This window comes from uncultured Bradyrhizobium sp., assembly GCF_936928535.1.
GTDB lineage: Bacteria > Pseudomonadota > Alphaproteobacteria > Rhizobiales > Xanthobacteraceae > Bradyrhizobium.
Map to the genome: position 1 here is coordinate 87,517 of NZ_CAKZHY010000165.1, position 14,790 is coordinate 102,306.

The window sequence follows — 14,790 nt, forward strand, 5'->3', positions numbered from 1 at the left end:
TGGCTGACCTGGAGCTGGTTGCTTTAAGTCCGCTCCGGGCTCCGGCCGGCCCAATTGTTCAAATGCGGGAACTAGTGTTTGCGTCCGGCGTTTTGCGAATTTCTGGTCCCAATCCTCCCGCAGCCTGGTCCATCACTCGGCGTCGATGGACCGGCCAGCGGGAGTCGTTGATCCGTGAGCGCGTCATGACCGTAAAACGTAATCGAAAGCGACAGACAAATTCTCTCCAGGAACGGCTGTTGATCGCTGCCGAAAACGCCCGTGAGCAGGCTCGTCGCATGCCGGCGGGGAAGGCCCGAGAGATGTTGTTGCACAGCGCCCAGCAAAACGAGATGGCATCGAGCCTGACGGACTGGCTATGTTCCTCCGGGGCACAACACCTCTCTCGCAGAGAGAGGTGATCTCATAGCGAGCTGCCGCCGCAGATGACGAGCTGCTGTCCGGTGATGGCGGCCGCGTCAGCCGAGAGCAGGAACGCCACGGCGGCGGCGACTTCCTCCGGTCGAATGAAACGTCCGATCGGCGGCAGCTTTGGCGCGAGCGTGGCCCGGCTCGGGTCCTTCAGCATCGGCGTCTCGGTCGCGGCGGGTGCGACGACATTGACCGTGATGCCGCGAGGTGCGAGCTCGCTCGCCCAGGACCGCGCCAGCGCCACCAGCGCCGCCTTCGTCGCGGCATATTGCCCGCGACCGGCCGCGCCCGATGCGGTGCGGCTGCCGATGAAGACGATGCGGCCGCCTTGCGGCAGGCGCGGCGCCAGCGCGTCGGCGAGACGCTCGGCGACATCGACATGCAGCCGCCACATCGCAGCGCCGTCGTCGTGGTCGAGCGATCCGAGCGGGGCGACCTTCAAGAGGCCGGCGGCATGAACCAGCGCTGTCGGCGCGAGACCGGTGACCGCAGCGGCAATGGTTTCGACGTCAGCGAGATCGAGCGCCAGGTGCGCGAACGCCGGATGGTCGAATGGTCCGGGCCGACGGCTGATCCCGGTGACGCGCCAGCCGTCGCACAGCAGGCGCTCGACGATTGCCGCACCAATCCCTGAGCTGGCGCCGGTGACGAGTGCGTGCCTGTCCATCACCTCAGCCCTGCTTCACCCAAGCCTCGCTCACGCGGACATATTTGATCGCGCGGCGATGGAACGTGAAGGCCAGGTGGATCGCACCGTCGGCGGTCTGCTTGACGCTAGGGTAGGACAGCTCGCGGTTGGTCTGGTCGCGCGAATTGTTGGTCATGCAATAGCCGTCGCCGATCTCGACGTTGCGCTTGCGCCAGCTCTTGCCGCCGTCGGTCGAGATCGCCAGCGTCATCGGCGCACGCGGCGCGCCCCAGAACGCGGTGCGTCCGTCCGCTTTGCTGCCGTCGCCGGCGAGCACGGGCGGAAGATCGTCGTCGATCTCGTCATAGAGGGACAGCCTACGCCCGGTCGCATCCCTGGCGCTGGATTCATTGAAGACCAGCGCGAGATGCCCGTTGCCGAGCCGCGCCAGCTGGATCGAGGAATTGTTGTTGGGCAGCGCAGTCGCTTCGGGCGCCGACCAGGTCCGGCCGTGATCGGTGGACCGGCTCTGATAGATGTTGTCGGCCCAGCGGCTGCGATACATCGCCAGCAGCGAGCCGTCGTCGAGGCGCACGATGCTCATATGCACGCAGCCGCGGCTGCCTGGTACCTCGATGTCGCGCCAGGTCTTGCCGGCATCGGAGGAGATCTTCACCGCGCTGGTGTCCTCGTCGCCGTTCCATTTCTTGCCCGGCGTGCTGTGGCAGTAGAACACCGGCAGCAGCCAGTCGCCATTGTCGAGCACGACGATCGGCTGGCGGATGAAGGTGCCGCGGCCGCGATGCTCGGGGAACAGCGTTTCGATCGGACCCCAGCTCCTGCCGTTGTCGCGCGACAGGCGGCGGCGGATGATGGCGGTGTCTTGATTCCCCGCCAGCTGCGCCGTCCACATCAGCCACAGCGTGCCGTCGGGGGCCGGGAACAGCACCGGGTTCTGCTCGGAGCGGCCGGGATCGTCCGACAGCTTTTCGGCATGCGACCACTCTGTCGCGCCCCGCGGTAGCCGCGAGAAATACACCGAGATGTCGGACATGCCCTCCTGCGTGCCACCGAACCAGACGCAGGCGAGATCGCCATTGGCGAGCGGCATCAGATTGGCGGCGTGATTCTGCACGCAAGGCGAGGGAATGAAGGCGTCGAACCTGTCGGGGTCGCCGGCCGCCTGACGCACGGCGCCGTCGGCCGTGATCTCGGGATCGGCCATCGCGACCTCGGTACTGATGGTCATGTCGAAGTCCTTTCCATCAAGGCATTGGGCTGCGCGGCCGGCGCCTGGCCCATCACCAGGCGCTCGACCGCCATCACCAGCAGCGGCGTCACCGCGGCAATGTACATGTTGTCGATGCCGAAGGGATTGCCGAGCACGTACCAGACCGTGGTCGAGACCGCCGCCCCGATCAGGCCGGCGGTGGCGCCGCGGTTGCTGGCGAACAGCGGCAGATAGAAGCCCAGCATCGCCACCATCGTGATCGACAGCCGCAGCGCGCGGGTGAAGAACGACAGTTTCAGGATCTCCGGGATGAAGAACACGAAGACCAGCGGCACGATCGCGATCACAACCGAGAACACGCGCGTCATCTTCAGCTCGCGCTCCGGCGTCGGCTTCCAATAGGGCACGTAGAAATCGCGCACCACCAGCGACGCGATCGCAAGCGCCACGGTGCAGACGCTGACGAAGATCGAGGCGACCAGCGAGGTGGTCACGAAGGCGGAAGCAAGCGGCGGCATTTTCTCCAAAAACACCGGCAGCGCGTAGAGGCTGTTCATGTCGGGGTAGAGATATTTTGCGGCAACGCCGATCAGCGCCAGCAGGAAGCCGAGCGGAAGGCAGAACGCCGCTGCATAGTACGTCGCCTTGCGGGCCTCATCGGCACTCGGCGTTGAGGCGATCGCCTGCACGATGAATTGCGTCGAGAAGATCGCGCCGACGGTGCCGAAGGTCCAGGCGAAGATGGTGGCAAAGCCGATCTTGCCGTCCCAGCTGAAATAATAGGCCGGCAGCTTGGCCTGGATCGGCGCGATGCCGCCGGTCAGCGACATCGCGACCGCGAAGATGATGATCACGCCGACGACCTTGAAGGCGCTGTGCAGGATCGTCACCCAGGCGACGCCCTTCAGCCCGCCGAACACGTAGTAGAAGGTCGAGACCACCGCGATGATGCACATCGCCACCGGCAGGCTGACATGCAGCGCGGTGGCGATGGCGGCCGCGCCGCTGACGTAATTGCCGACATTCACCAGCAGCAGCGCGTAGATCATGATCACCGACACGGTGAGCATGGTCGATTTGCCGTATTTCTGCGCGATCGCGGCCGAGATGGTGTATTCGCCGGAATTGTAGAGCTTCTTCACCATCAGCATCCCGAACAGCAGGAAGCCGATCGAGGCTCCGAGCACGGCCCACCCCGCAGCCATGCCGGATTGAAACGCCTCCTGCGCGGTGCCGACGGTCGATTTGGCGCCGACGAATTCGCTCATCATCAGCACGCCGACGACCACGGCCGGCATCGCGCGTGCCGCGGTCATGAACTGATCGCTGGTCCGGCTGCGCAGCTTCAGCGTGAGCCAGGAGGTGAAGGCGATATAGGCGACGATCATCACGATGACGAGCGTGCTGTCGCCGGAAAGGATGGCTTGCATCGGTGACGTTTCCTCTGGTGGCGCGGGATGCGGCTTTGAGAGCCCGCCGTTACCCGACTTGAAATGTTCGGAATGCGAACAATTGTTCTTTAAATCCATTAAATATGCCCGCGCGCTGTGCGTCAAGCGGGCGGCGCCGAGGCTTCGGGGAAATCCGGGTTCCAAAGCGGTTTGCGGGCACCATGCTGCGGCCGCGATCGCGGCCGTTCAGCGCTACGGCATCATCGCGCCTGCGCGTCTACTCGGCGCTGCGTTTCCAGGCGCCAGTGCCAAGCTTGCCCGTGATGACAGCCAATGCATCGTGGATCTCGTAGGCGCCGCCGTCGCTGTAGCCTGACAGGCCACGGGTGGCGTGCAGGGTCCAGTGGCCGTTCGCGGCCGTGATCATGCCTTCATGTGGACGCGCCGAGCGCTGCGGCTCGGCGTGGAATTTGTAGGTGCCGTCGCCCATGATCTGCCAGATCCAGCGCGACTGGCCGCGGCCACTGGGCACCATGATCTCCCAGGTGCCGACCAGCGCGGGATCGATCAAAGGCGTCTGCTGTGGTGCAGGGGAGACAACGACTGGAAGCGGGCTGGGCGGTACCGCCTGCTCGTGACCTGCCGCTGGCGCTCCGGCGAGATAGATCGCCTTCCGCGACAGCGAGCCGTAGACGAACGGCTGCTGCGCGTTGCGCGTCGCCTCCATCACGTCATCGCGGACATTGCGGAACATGAAGGTGACCTCGACGCCTGATGCCTCGATGTTGCGCAGGAGCGCGGCCGCAAACGGGCTGTTGCGCGCGTCGCCGTCGAGCGCCGTGGTGCCGTCGCGCGCGGCATAGGCGACGAGGACGTTGCCGACAGGCTCGATGCGGCCGAGCCCGTTCGTGGCGGCCGCGCGCGTCGCGATCGACCGGTTCATCTTGGCGGCAAACGGATTGTTGCGGCAGGCGTCGAGGATGATGAGGCCAAGGCTCGTTGTGTTCGACACCTGCAGCATCACGCTTTGCAAATTGATGGCTTCATTTGCTGCGTCGGTGTCCCGCTTCAGCTCGGCGTCGACGGGGATCAGCCAGTTCTCGCCGTTGATCTCCATGCCATGACCGGCGAAATACACCGCCGCCATATTGGCGCCGGCGGCGTCGTGTCCGAACGCGATCAGGCCGCGGCGCATCTCATCGAAGCCGGCATTGGTCAGCAGCGAGACCGTGAAGCCGAGCCGCTTCAGCGCCGCGGCGATATCGCTGGCGTCGTTCGGCGGATTGAGCAGCGCGGGCACGTTCCGGTAGGCGCCGTTGCCGATGACCAGCGCGATCCGCCTTCCTTCCGCGGCTTCAGCCGATGGCGCCAGGCCCGCGAGCGCGGTGGCCGCCGCCAACCTTGAGACGAATTCGCGCCGGTTCATCCTGATCTCGCTGGCTCGAACGCGTGTCGATCCTAGCGCAACCGCTCCGGCGGAGCCACGGGGCGTTCAGTTCGCCGACAGCGCGGTCTTGGCGACTTCGGCCATCCAGCCCGACGCCACGGGGAGGATCGCGTCGTTGAAATCATAGCGCGGGCCGTGCAGCTCGGCGCCGTCGCGCAAGGGCCCGTTGCCGATCCAGACGAAGGCGCCGGGCCGCTGCTGCAGATAATGCGCGAAATCCTCGCCGGCCATGCTCGGCGCGAGATCGCGCCGCACGGGCGCCTTGACCTTGTCGGCAGCCATGCGCGCGAAGCCGGCTTCCTCCGGCGTGTTGATCACGACGCCGACGCCCATGACGATATCGGGCGTGACCTTGACGCCGAAGCTCGTGGCGACGCCGGCGCAGATATCGCTGATCCGCGGGATGATGATGTCCTTCACGCCGTTGCGGTGATACCGCAGCGTGCCGCGGATCACGACCTTGCCGGCGATTTGATTGGCCGCCGTGCCGCCCTCGATCGCAGACAGCGAGAGCACGGCCGTGTCCAGCGGATCGACGCTGCGCGACACGATCGATTGCATCGCCACAATCAGGTGACCGGCGGCCATGATGGGATCGCGCGTCAGATGCGGCATGCCGGCGTGGCCTGCATGACCCTCGATGGTGATGGTGACGCGGCCACCCGAGGCCATGACGACGCCGTCATGCACCGCGATGCTGCCGGCCTCGAGGCCCGGCCAGTTGTGGAAGCCGAACACCCGCTCCATCGGGAAACGCTCGAACAGCCCGGCCGCGACCATCGCGCGCGAGCCGCCAAAGCCTTCCTCGGCCGGCTGGAAGATGAAATCGACGGTGCCGCTCCAGCTCGTATCTGCGGCGAGCAGCGCCGCTGCGCCGAGCAGCGAGGCGGTGTGCCCGTCATGGCCACAGGCATGCATCACGCCCGGATTCTTCGAGGCGTAGGCAAGGCCGGTGTCCTCGGTGATCGGCAGCGCATCCATGTCGGCACGCAGGCCGACGCGCCCCTCGGCTGACCCACGCGTCAGCGTTGCGACGATTCCGTGGCCGCCGATGCCCGCCTCGAACGGAATCCCGAGCTCGGTCAGTCTTTCCTGCACGAAGGCAGCGGTCGCCTTCTCCTGCAAGGACAGCTCAGGGTGGGCATGCAGATGCTGGCGCCACGCGGTCAGTTTCTGGTGCAGTTCGGGGGGCAAGGCGCAGCTCTCTCGAAGGGGGACGGCAGTCGCCACTCTAGCCGATTATCCGCGTTCCACATCAAGCCCTTGGAATGCCTCGCGTGCAGCTATGCGCGCCGTTCTCTCCTTGTCATTCCGGGGCGCGACGAAGTCGCGAACCCGGAATCCATGGGGCCGCAGAGATCATTGCGCGATGGATTCCGGGTTCGCGCCAAGAGGCGCGCCCCGGAATGACGGACCATGGGTGTCACGCCAGCTTCGCCAGCCCCATCCAGTCGAAGCTGATGCCGTGGCCCGGACGATCCGGTGCCAGCGCCTTGCCGTCCTCGAGCACCAGCGGATGTTCGATATATTTGTCGAGCCCGAAGCCGTGCGCTTCGAGGTAGGAGCGGTTCGGGCAGGCCGCGAGCAGGTGCACGGTGATGTCGTGCGCGCCGTGGCTGGTGACGGGCAGATTGAAGGCCTCCGCCAGCCGCGCGATCTTCATGAAGGCGGAAACGCCGCCGCAATTGGTGACGTCGGGTTCGGGATAGGACACCGCGCTAGCTGTGATGTAGTTCTTGAACTCCCACAGCGAGCGCAGATTCTCGCCCGCCGCGATCGGCACGCCGCCGGCCTGCATGATGCGCGCGTGGCCCGCGACGTCGTCGGGGATTATGGGCTCTTCGAGCCAGGTGAGGTCGTAAGGCACGAAGGCGCGGGCGGCGCGGATCGCATCCTCCACCGTCCATTTCATGTTGGCATCCGCCATCAGCGGAAAGCCGTCGCCGAGATGCTGTCGCATCGCCGCGACGCGCGCGATGTCGGATTTGAGATCGGGCCGGCCGACCTTCATCTTGATGGCGCGAAACCCTTTGGCGAGATTGCCGTCGGTCTGCTTCAAGAGCGCTTCGACCGAGAGATCGAGGTCGATGCCGCCGGCATAGCACGGCACGCGCGCATCGAACCCGCCGAGCAGCTGATACAGCGGCAGCTTGGCGCGCCGGGCCTTCAAATCCCACAGCGCAATGTCGAGCGCGGACAGCGCCAGCACCGCAGGTCCGCCGCGCCCGCCATAATGCAGGCCCCACCAGACGTGGTGCCAGATGCTTTCCGTGTCGTCGGCCTCGCGTCCCTCGACCAGCGGCGGAATCTCACGCTTGAGAATGTCGGCGACCGCGCCACCATTGCGCCCGACCGTGTAGGTGTAGCCGACGCCTTCGGCGCCATCGGCATCGCGAACGCGGCAGGTGATCAGCTCGAACGCCGACATGTCGCCATGCGTGGAGTCGGAGAGCGTAACGGGGAGGGGGATCCGGTAGAGCGCGGATTCGATCGATGAAATGCGCGGCATGTGGCCTCCCTGTTTTTGTTTTTGCTTGGTACTTCGTAAGGTGGGTTAGCGAGCGGATGCGCGAAGCGCAATCCGCTGGCGTAACCCACCTCTTTGGTCTCCGCGGCGGCAGAAGCGGTGGGCTACGCCATGCGACCTGCGCTTTGCGCAGTCGCAGGGCTAACCCACCCTACAAAGTCAGCTCACCGCGTCGTCGCGAGCTGCACGGCCAGCGCACACGCCCGGTCGTATTCGTCCAGATTGATCCACTCGTCGATCGTGTGCGCCTCGTTCTGTCCCGCGCCGAAAGTCACGGTCGGAATGCCGTGGCGGACCATCCAGTTGGCATCGAGCCCGCCATTAGCGGCGCGAACATTCGGCGTGCCACCGACAGCCGACACCGCCTCGATCGCGCGCTTCACCACCGGCAGGTTCTCCTTCATCCGGAACGGATAATAGTCGGTCTCGGCCTTGAACTTGACCTTGCCGGACTTGCCTTGCGCGTTGGTGACTTTCTTCGCAGCCTTCTCGAACGCGGCCTTGTAGGCTTTGGTGATCTCCTTGAAGAACTTTCCGTCATGGCTGCGGCTCTCGCCGCGCACATGCACGTAGTCTGTGACGACGTTGGTGGCATCGCCCGCCGGGCGGCCCTCGCCGCCGGTGACGGGGCCGACATTGCTGGTGCCTTGCTTCGCGCTTGCGCCTTTGCCCTTCACCACCTTGCCGAACCAGCCACCGGCCTTCACGTCCGCAAGCGCCAGCGACATGATCATGGTCGAGGAGATGCCGCGCTCCGGCGCGACGCCGGCATGCGAGGCGCGGCCGAAAATCTCGACCGTCCAGCGATCGGCGCCGACCGCGCCGATCACGACATTGGAGGCGGAGCCGCCGTCATAGTTGAATGCCATCACCGGCGAGCCGAGTTCGTCGAGCTTGACGTGGCGGGCGCCGTAGAGCCCGCTCTCCTCGCGCACGCAGAACAGCAGCGTAATCGGCGGATGATCGAGCTTCTGCTTCTCGAGCTCGGCCGCCAGGGTCACCAGCACGCCGCAGCCGCATCTGTTGTCGCCGCCGAGCGCCGTCTTGGCCTCGTTGACGATCTTGCGGCCGGATTTCTTTGGTTTTGCCCCGGCGCAGAGCGGCACGGTGTCCATGTGGGTCATGAACATGATGCGCGGCTGGTTGTGCAGCGCGCCGCGGCCGGGCAGGTCGACGATGAGATTGCCGGTTTCGGTCGGCACCGGAATGCGGGTGTTGGCATCGTCGAGCCGGATCGCCTTATCAGGCACGCCGCTCTCCTTCAACGCGGCGGTGAGCTCGCGCCCGATCGCCGCCTCCTGTCCGGTGACGCCTTCCACGGCGAGGAAGCGCATGAGACGGTCGGTGGCGGCTTTGGTGTCGACGGGCATGATACAATTTCCTTTGGCGAACGCTGTCGACCATCCTACGAATGCGGCGAGGTGTAAGTCAAAAAGATCATCACGCCGACGATCAGCATCGCCGCCATGAACAGCAGCACCGCCGGCAGTCCCGCGAAGGCCGCGACCGCGCCTGACATCGACTGCATCATCGCGGTGCCGAGGAAGAAGGCGAGGTTCACCGCCGCCAGCGCCTTGCCCGCGACCTGCGCGTCGACCAGCTGCCGGCACATACCGAACAGCAGTGGCTGGGCGGAGGTCGCTAAGCCGATCAGCACGAACAGCACGAGATCATATTGCGGCGGCATGACCTCGACGCCGAACAGCCATGCAACCGCATAATGCGGCGCGCCGAGCGCCATCAGCGCCACCAGCACAGCCGCGAGCGTGTGCGTGCCGGCCACCAGCTCGCGGCGGCGGCCGACCTTGCGGTCGACCAGGCCCATCAGCAGGGGACCTGCGATCATCGCCAGCGTGTAGGCGCCGAGCTGGTTGCCGGCCTCGACCCGCGACAGGCCCTTGACCTGCATCAGCCATGGCCCGCCCCAGAGACCTCGCAGCACCAGCGAGGTCGCAAGCGATACCAGCGCCAGTGCGATCAGTCCGCGCAGCGGCCGCGAGAAGCCGAGCCTGAGCACCTCGATCATCTGCGCCAGCGGCGAGGCATCGTCCTTGTGCTCGGCCGGCTGGTTCGGCACCAGCACGAATACCGCGAGCGCCACCGCGATGCCGCCCGTTGCGGCGATCCAGAATCCGGCGCGCCAGCCGTAAGTGTCGACCACGAAGGCGAGCGGGCTCGACGACAGCAGCATGCCGATGTTGCCGATCGACAGGATTGCGCCCGACCACAGCCCGAAGCGCGCCGCCGACAATTCCTTGGCCGCCAGCGTCATCGGGCACATCAACATGCCCGACGTCGCGATGCCCAGCAGCAATTGCCCGAAGGCAAAGCTCGAAGGCCCCGTCGCAAGGCCCGAGGCGATCGCGCCGACCACGGTGCCTGCGAGCAGGCTCAGCGACACCGGCCGCACGCCAAAACGGTCCATCGCCGCGCCCACCGGGATCTGCGAGGCCGCAAACGCAAAATGATAGACCGAGGTCAGGCTCGCCAGCGCCTGCGGCTGCACATGGAAATCCGCCGCCATCAGATCGAGGCTGAGCGCGGGAATGGTGCGCAGCAGCGTAGAGAGCATGTGTCCGCAGGCCAGCGCCACCAGCGCAAGGATCAGCGCGCTTGTGCCACGTCCCGCGTCATCATTGGCAACCGCACTCATCGGCGTTCCGTCCCGGCAACGTTTTGGTCGAGGTACACGATTGGGAGAGGCGTGCCAATGCCGGGAGGGGGCGGCTTATCGCATGGCCTGCCTCTGGTTTTGCGCCGAGTCGAGTTCAAGTCGAGTTGCGGCGGCTCGGCGCTACGCTATAGAGGTCGTAGCCCAACCGTCCCGATTCCGTCCCAAGTTTCCGTCCCAAGTTTCCGTGCCAGGTGAGCATCACATGGCGGACAAGCCCAAGGACCAGCCCAAGGACCAGCCCAAGGACCAGCCCAAGACGCTCCGCGTCAGCCTTGTGCAATGTCGCGGCACGCCCTACGAGGTCGGCCGTGCTCAAGCCGCTGCCTTTGCCGCCACCCGCAAGGGCAAGGCATTCTTGCGCAAACGACTGAAGCTGCCATGGTGGCTCAACATTCGCACCGAGGAACGTGCGTTCAGGACCTATGCGCCGTCGCTTTGGGAGGAAATCGGCGGCATCGCCGAGGGGCTCCACATCTCGATGGAGCATGCCGTCACATATTTCGGCAATGAAGGCATGCGGATGCCGACCGGCGGCTGCTCGGCTGTCATGAGTGGTGGCGTCTATGGCCGCAATTATGATTTCTGGCCGCGCGGATATGAGGGACGCTTTGCGCTCGTCCAGATCAGCGGCAGCTATGCCAGCATCGGCGGCAGCCATCAGCTCACCGGACGATTGGACGGCATGAACGAACATGGCCTCGCAATCGGCCTGCATCTGGTGAAGGCGCGACCGCGCGCGCCCGGCCTCAACAGCGTCTTGCTGGTCAGGCGCGTCCTGGACAGCTGTGCGACGACGGCTGAGGCGATCGACCTTCTGCGACGCACGCCTCACGCCATGCAATACAATTATTCGCTGCTCGATGCCGCTGGCGTGGCTGCGGTGGTCGAAGCGGGGGCCGGCGCGGTCGCGGTGCGCGGTGGCGACTGGCTTGCCTGCACCAATCATTTCCAGTCATCGCAACTGCGGCGCCTCAATCGCCGCGTCGCGCACTCGATCGACCGGCTGCCGCCGCTGGAGGGCTGGGCCGCGCGAAATCTGACGGCCGAGCAGACGTTCCAGGCGCTCAACTTTTCGGCTTCGCCCGCCTTCCACAATTATGGTCGCGCCCAGACGCTGCATACGATCGTGGCCGAGCCGGAAAAGCGGCGTCTCCTGATCGGTATCGGGGGCGATGCCGCTGCGCTGGAAGAGGATATGCTGGACGTCGATTTCAGATCATGGGTCGCCGGCGAGGACTTGCCGACATCAGAGATCAAGGGGCAACTCAATCTTGGCCTGCAACGGGTCCGCCGGACCAAGGCGAGGCGATGGAGCCGTCGGTGATATTGGATGGGAATCTCAGTTCGATCAGGGGGCGCAAAGATGATCGCCAGGCTCAGGCAAATCATTCTTCTTGGGGCATTCGGGGTGGTCGTCACGTTTGGCGCCGCTCACGCTGCAACCGTGGTGGCCCTCGGCGCCAGCAACACCTTCGGCAAGGGTGTGTCGCGTAGCCAGGCCTATCCCGCACAGCTTGAAACGCTTCTTCGTACGAGGGGCCTCAACGTCCGTGTCATCAATGCCGGCATCAACGGTGACACCACCGGCGGCATGCTCGCGCGCCTCGATCGGGTCGTTCCGAAGGGAACGGGCGTCGTGATCCTCCAGCCCGGCGGAAACGACCGGAGAAAGCTGGCCGCCGACAACACGCCTGAAATCCAGAGCCGGCTCAGCGCGATGGGAATCAAGGTCGTCATGCTCCCGAATGGGATGCTGCATGGATTGCCGCATCAACCCGACGGGCAGCATCTCACGCCAGAGGGCTATCACATGCTGGCGGAGCAGCTGGCCGGCGAGGTCGCCGCGGCGCTCGGCAGATAGCGTCTAAATCGTCTGTTGAAGCTATCGCGCATGGCGAGTCCACGAGATCACCGTGCGAAATCGGCGCGAGTTCTAGCTAGGCCGTATACCCATAAACCCGGCGGCGTGACGCGCAGGCAATGTCCGCTTTGCCCCCAATAGCGGTCGGAATTGTGCGGCAGCGCAAAATGTCGCGATGGGGCCAACAGCGGACACGGCATGCTCGGTCTGATATGTAGAAACCGTCACCAGATTCGGGATCGCGTCGATGGCCATGGATAAAGAAGGGTCGCGCGTCTGGCGCGGCCGGATCAGAGATATTCTGAACCAACAGTGGGACCCGATCGGCGGATGCCCTGTCGATGAATATGATGGCTATGTCGGCAAGATAGCCGCCTTGCTTCGCGACAACGCCACGGACGAAGCCCTGATGAAGTACTTCGAATGGGCCGAGGCCGTGAACATGGGCTTCGGCCAATTTGATGCCGAACGTGCACGGAAGGTAATTGCGTCGATCAGAAAACTTGGGACACCACCATAGTTGAAGGTTCGCGACCCACTGAGTTTCCGCTTCGGGTTCAACAGGCGACAGTCGCCGACAATCAGCACGATTTGAATTAAGCGTTTAAGCGACGTGAAAGAGCAAATCGCCTACAGGTTGTCATCGCAGCGCCGCAGATTACATGCGAAAAGCGGGACGGAGGCTGAGACACTGTCATGAGATGGCCACTGCCGTATCCAAGGCGCGGTGATGTAGTGGGTATTCTATTTATCGTCGTTGTGCTTTGCCTTATCGTTTTCGGCTTCCATTGGTTTCCAACTTCTAGAACGAATAACGACTTCGATCCGGAGTGGGATTGCACCCCTGTCCCAAACGGCCAACCCATTTGCATCAAAAAGCCAGTGAACGCCGTTCGCTGACGGAATTAGAGATGGAGAAGTCCGATGTGGGTCACACTGGGACACATCCGCAGATGTTCACTTCACGTCTTCACGGTGACGAACCCTTCGCTCCACGCATCCTTGTCGACTTCCATCTCGCAAACTTGGAAACAGTCAGGATAGTCACGAAAGCCTTCAAATTGAAGCTTGCGCATTTTTGCTGCTTCCGCTTCGGCAGCGCTGCTGTAGACCCCGACGAGTTTATCTTCAGTATCATGCTCATCTAGACCTTTTTCGCGCGGATAGCTGTGCCAGAGCAGAAAGACCGTACGCATTTTGGTGTGCCCTTCTTGTAGAGGCCGACGAAGTCAGCTTATGCTTCCATTCGATCCAACAGAATGATCAGGTTGAAATGACCAACCTTGGCGTGCCTGTCGAGAGCTTAATCATAGAGCGCTTAGACGCGGGCGGCTGGCGTGTAACAGAGGCGAACCTCGTAGCGGTTTTGATGGAGCCATTTGGAATGCAGGACGAGCAATGGCCGCCCGAGAGCATCATCGAGATGATGACAAAGCTAAGCGATGGGGACATTTCTGTACTCGCGGGGGCAGTCGCAGAACGCGCGTCGATGTCAACGGCTGTCGATAGCGGCAACTACAAATTTTGGATGAAACTTGCGGAGATCGGGCTTCTGAAAGAGGATAGCCCTATTGCGCGAAAAGAACTCGCCGACATACGCATCTTCTCTGTCGTTCAAGATGGAGTTGCGCGTCTTGAGAAGCTCTTGGATGCGTATCGAAATCGACTGATCTACGCCAAGATGAACCATTTCTTTGCGACTGAATGTGAACCATTTGCCGTGAAAGCTGTCGAACACGTAAAGAGATCTGGAGGTGGCACGCCCGAGATTGTTATTTTAATGGGCCTCCTTCTTGCTTCAGTCCTCACCAAGAGTTACCCGCAACAGAACTGTGAGCAAATCGTTCAACCTATCGCCGATCTCGCACGAAAGCGGCTGAAGGGCGCAGTGTAAGCGGCGCGCGGGTCACCGAGCAATCACTTCGTGCTAATGGCCGCTACGGGCAAGCTGACTTGATCGTTTGCAAACCGATTGCATTCGAAGACAGGCGACGCAAATCTAACTGAACTGACGGTGCCGGAATGAAGTGGCTTGTTACTCTTGCGTTCTTCGGCTTTTGTTGGTGGCGCGTAGCGCGAGCGCGCGAACGAACTTCTGAATTGGCGGCAACAGGAATTTTGCGTTCACCGCTGTACTGGGTATCGAACGCCCTGGTTGCCCTCTTGTTGGCGCTGGTGCTGTACATTGCCCACATTCACAATCAGTTGCCCGTTCCGGCCTTCCTCTGGCTCACCGCCGTCACAATCATCGTGGCTTTGCTTTTCCTGCGCCGCGCGCTGAAATGGCGCTACCCTGTTTAGCTAGACCACCGCAATTCTGCACTTGGTCATGGCAAATAACACGAGCAACATCCCAACCGGACGGAGCTATCTGGGGTTTGCCCTAGCTTGGACCGTCCTGCTTTTCCCGGTCTATCTGATTTGCATCGCTCTGTTTGCAGCCGGTCGTTGGGAAATTGGCCTTCTCACTATCTTGTTCGCCGCCTTTGGCTTTGTTCGACACCGCGTACGGCTCGGTAGACGCGCGAAGCGCGGCCTCGTTCGCAGGCGATGATGTCCGTTCAGGGTCTTGGTCGTGTAAAAACGCGTAATCGTGGTGCGCTTTCTTGAAGCCAAAAGC

General features: G+C 63.4%; 15 protein-coding genes. 5 read left to right on the top strand and 10 right to left on the bottom strand.

Translation table 11 applies throughout. From position 1 onward, the window contains the following. Nucleotides 1–403: 403 nt before the first annotated feature. From Q0687_RS30840 to Q0687_RS30875, 8 genes are all read right to left on the bottom strand, one after another. Complete coding sequence (locus tag Q0687_RS30840; protein WP_298885279.1) at nt 404–1,078, bottom strand: SDR family oxidoreductase; 675 nt, start codon at nt 1,076–1,078, stop codon at nt 404–406. 4 nt (nt 1,079–1,082) lie between these two features. Then, on the bottom strand, nt 1,083–2,288 hold the full coding sequence (locus Q0687_RS30845; protein ID WP_298885281.1) for an exo-alpha-sialidase: 1,206 nt from the start codon (nt 2,286–2,288) through the stop codon (nt 1,083–1,085). Continuing rightward, nucleotides 2,285–3,700 (bottom strand): sodium:solute symporter family protein, encoded by a 1,416-nt coding sequence (locus tag Q0687_RS30850; protein ID WP_298885283.1) that lies wholly within the window; start codon nt 3,698–3,700, stop codon nt 2,285–2,287. The genes Q0687_RS30845 and Q0687_RS30850 overlap by 4 nt, the downstream gene beginning before the upstream one ends. A gap of 238 nt (nt 3,701–3,938) precedes the next feature. Then, a complete protein-coding gene (locus Q0687_RS30855) occupies nt 3,939–5,087 on the bottom strand; it encodes a caspase family protein (protein ID WP_298885285.1) in 1,149 nt (382 codons plus the stop codon). A gap of 66 nt (nt 5,088–5,153) precedes the next feature. Beyond that, on the bottom strand, nt 5,154–6,302 hold the full coding sequence (locus Q0687_RS30860; protein WP_298885287.1) for an amidohydrolase: 1,149 nt from the start codon (nt 6,300–6,302) through the stop codon (nt 5,154–5,156). 229 nt (nt 6,303–6,531) lie between these two features. Beyond that, nucleotides 6,532–7,617, bottom strand: coding sequence for a mandelate racemase/muconate lactonizing enzyme family protein (locus Q0687_RS30865; protein WP_298885289.1), 1,086 nt, complete (start codon nt 7,615–7,617; stop codon nt 6,532–6,534). Nucleotides 7,618–7,799: 182 nt separating this feature from the next. Next, a complete protein-coding gene (locus tag Q0687_RS30870) occupies nt 7,800–9,005 on the bottom strand; it encodes a M20/M25/M40 family metallo-hydrolase (protein WP_298885291.1) in 1,206 nt (401 codons plus the stop codon). Nucleotides 9,006–9,040: 35 nt separating this feature from the next. Beyond that, the gene (locus Q0687_RS30875) at nt 9,041–10,288 is read right to left on the bottom strand and encodes an MFS transporter (protein WP_298885293.1); all 1,248 of its coding nucleotides are present in this window, start codon (nt 10,286–10,288) and stop codon (nt 9,041–9,043) included. 223 nt (nt 10,289–10,511) lie between these two features. Here Q0687_RS30875 and Q0687_RS30880 point away from each other — a divergent pair, with 223 nt between their 5' ends. The 3 genes from Q0687_RS30880 to Q0687_RS30890 all read left to right on the top strand — a co-directional run bounded on the left by Q0687_RS30880 (nt 10,512) and on the right by Q0687_RS30890 (nt 12,690). Beyond that, nucleotides 10,512–11,633, top strand: a complete 1,122-nt coding sequence (locus Q0687_RS30880) for a C45 family peptidase (RefSeq protein WP_298885295.1) — start codon at nt 10,512–10,514, stop codon at nt 11,631–11,633. Nucleotides 11,634–11,672: 39 nt separating this feature from the next. Continuing rightward, nucleotides 11,673–12,170 carry a GDSL-type esterase/lipase family protein gene (locus tag Q0687_RS30885; protein ID WP_298885298.1) on the top strand — a complete coding sequence of 166 codons (498 nt, stop codon included), beginning with the start codon at nt 11,673–11,675 and terminating at the stop codon, nt 12,168–12,170. Between the two features lie 247 nt (nt 12,171–12,417). Beyond that, nucleotides 12,418–12,690 carry a hypothetical protein gene (locus Q0687_RS30890; RefSeq protein ID WP_298885300.1) on the top strand — a complete coding sequence of 91 codons (273 nt, stop codon included), beginning with the start codon at nt 12,418–12,420 and terminating at the stop codon, nt 12,688–12,690. 442 nt (nt 12,691–13,132) lie between these two features. Here Q0687_RS30890 and Q0687_RS30895 read toward each other — a convergent pair whose 3' ends face one another. Continuing rightward, complete coding sequence (locus Q0687_RS30895; protein WP_298885302.1) at nt 13,133–13,366, bottom strand: hypothetical protein; 234 nt, start codon at nt 13,364–13,366, stop codon at nt 13,133–13,135. 77 nt (nt 13,367–13,443) lie between these two features. Between Q0687_RS30895 and Q0687_RS30900 the strand changes: the two genes are divergently transcribed. Continuing rightward, nucleotides 13,444–14,064 (top strand): hypothetical protein, encoded by a 621-nt coding sequence (locus Q0687_RS30900; protein ID WP_298885303.1) that lies wholly within the window; start codon nt 13,444–13,446, stop codon nt 14,062–14,064. 128 nt (nt 14,065–14,192) lie between these two features. Beyond that, nucleotides 14,193–14,471 carry a hypothetical protein gene (locus Q0687_RS30905; RefSeq protein WP_298885306.1) on the top strand — a complete coding sequence of 93 codons (279 nt, stop codon included), beginning with the start codon at nt 14,193–14,195 and terminating at the stop codon, nt 14,469–14,471. An 82-nt stretch (nt 14,472–14,553) separates the two neighbouring features. On the opposite strand, the gene Q0687_RS30910 is transcribed toward Q0687_RS30905, so the two are convergent. Next, nucleotides 14,554–14,790 (bottom strand): hypothetical protein (locus Q0687_RS30910; RefSeq protein WP_298885308.1); only part of this gene is annotated, 237 nt, incomplete at its 5' end.

Coding starts and splice junctions, on each gene's coding strand:
- Q0687_RS30840 (WP_298885279.1), bottom strand. CDS start 1,078: ATGGACAGGCACGCACTCGTCACCGGCGCCAGCTCAGGGATTGGTGCG.
- Q0687_RS30845 (WP_298885281.1), bottom strand. CDS start 2,288: ATGACCATCAGTACCGAGGTCGCGATGGCCGATCCCGAGATCACGGCC.
- Q0687_RS30850 (WP_298885283.1), bottom strand. CDS start 3,700: ATGCAAGCCATCCTTTCCGGCGACAGCACGCTCGTCATCGTGATGATC.
- Q0687_RS30855 (WP_298885285.1), bottom strand. CDS start 5,087: ATGAACCGGCGCGAATTCGTCTCAAGGTTGGCGGCGGCCACCGCGCTC.
- Q0687_RS30865 (WP_298885289.1), bottom strand. CDS start 7,617: ATGCCGCGCATTTCATCGATCGAATCCGCGCTCTACCGGATCCCCCTC.
- Q0687_RS30870 (WP_298885291.1), bottom strand. CDS start 9,005: ATGCCCGTCGACACCAAAGCCGCCACCGACCGTCTCATGCGCTTCCTC.
- Q0687_RS30875 (WP_298885293.1), bottom strand. CDS start 10,288: ATGAGTGCGGTTGCCAATGATGACGCGGGACGTGGCACAAGCGCGCTG.
- Q0687_RS30880 (WP_298885295.1), top strand. CDS start 10,512: ATGGCGGACAAGCCCAAGGACCAGCCCAAGGACCAGCCCAAGGACCAG.
- Q0687_RS30885 (WP_298885298.1), top strand. CDS start 11,673: ATGATCGCCAGGCTCAGGCAAATCATTCTTCTTGGGGCATTCGGGGTG.
- Q0687_RS30890 (WP_298885300.1), top strand. CDS start 12,418: ATGGCCATGGATAAAGAAGGGTCGCGCGTCTGGCGCGGCCGGATCAGA.
- Q0687_RS30895 (WP_298885302.1), bottom strand. CDS start 13,366: ATGCGTACGGTCTTTCTGCTCTGGCACAGCTATCCGCGCGAAAAAGGT.
- Q0687_RS30900 (WP_298885303.1), top strand. CDS start 13,444: ATGACCAACCTTGGCGTGCCTGTCGAGAGCTTAATCATAGAGCGCTTA.
- Q0687_RS30905 (WP_298885306.1), top strand. CDS start 14,193: ATGAAGTGGCTTGTTACTCTTGCGTTCTTCGGCTTTTGTTGGTGGCGC.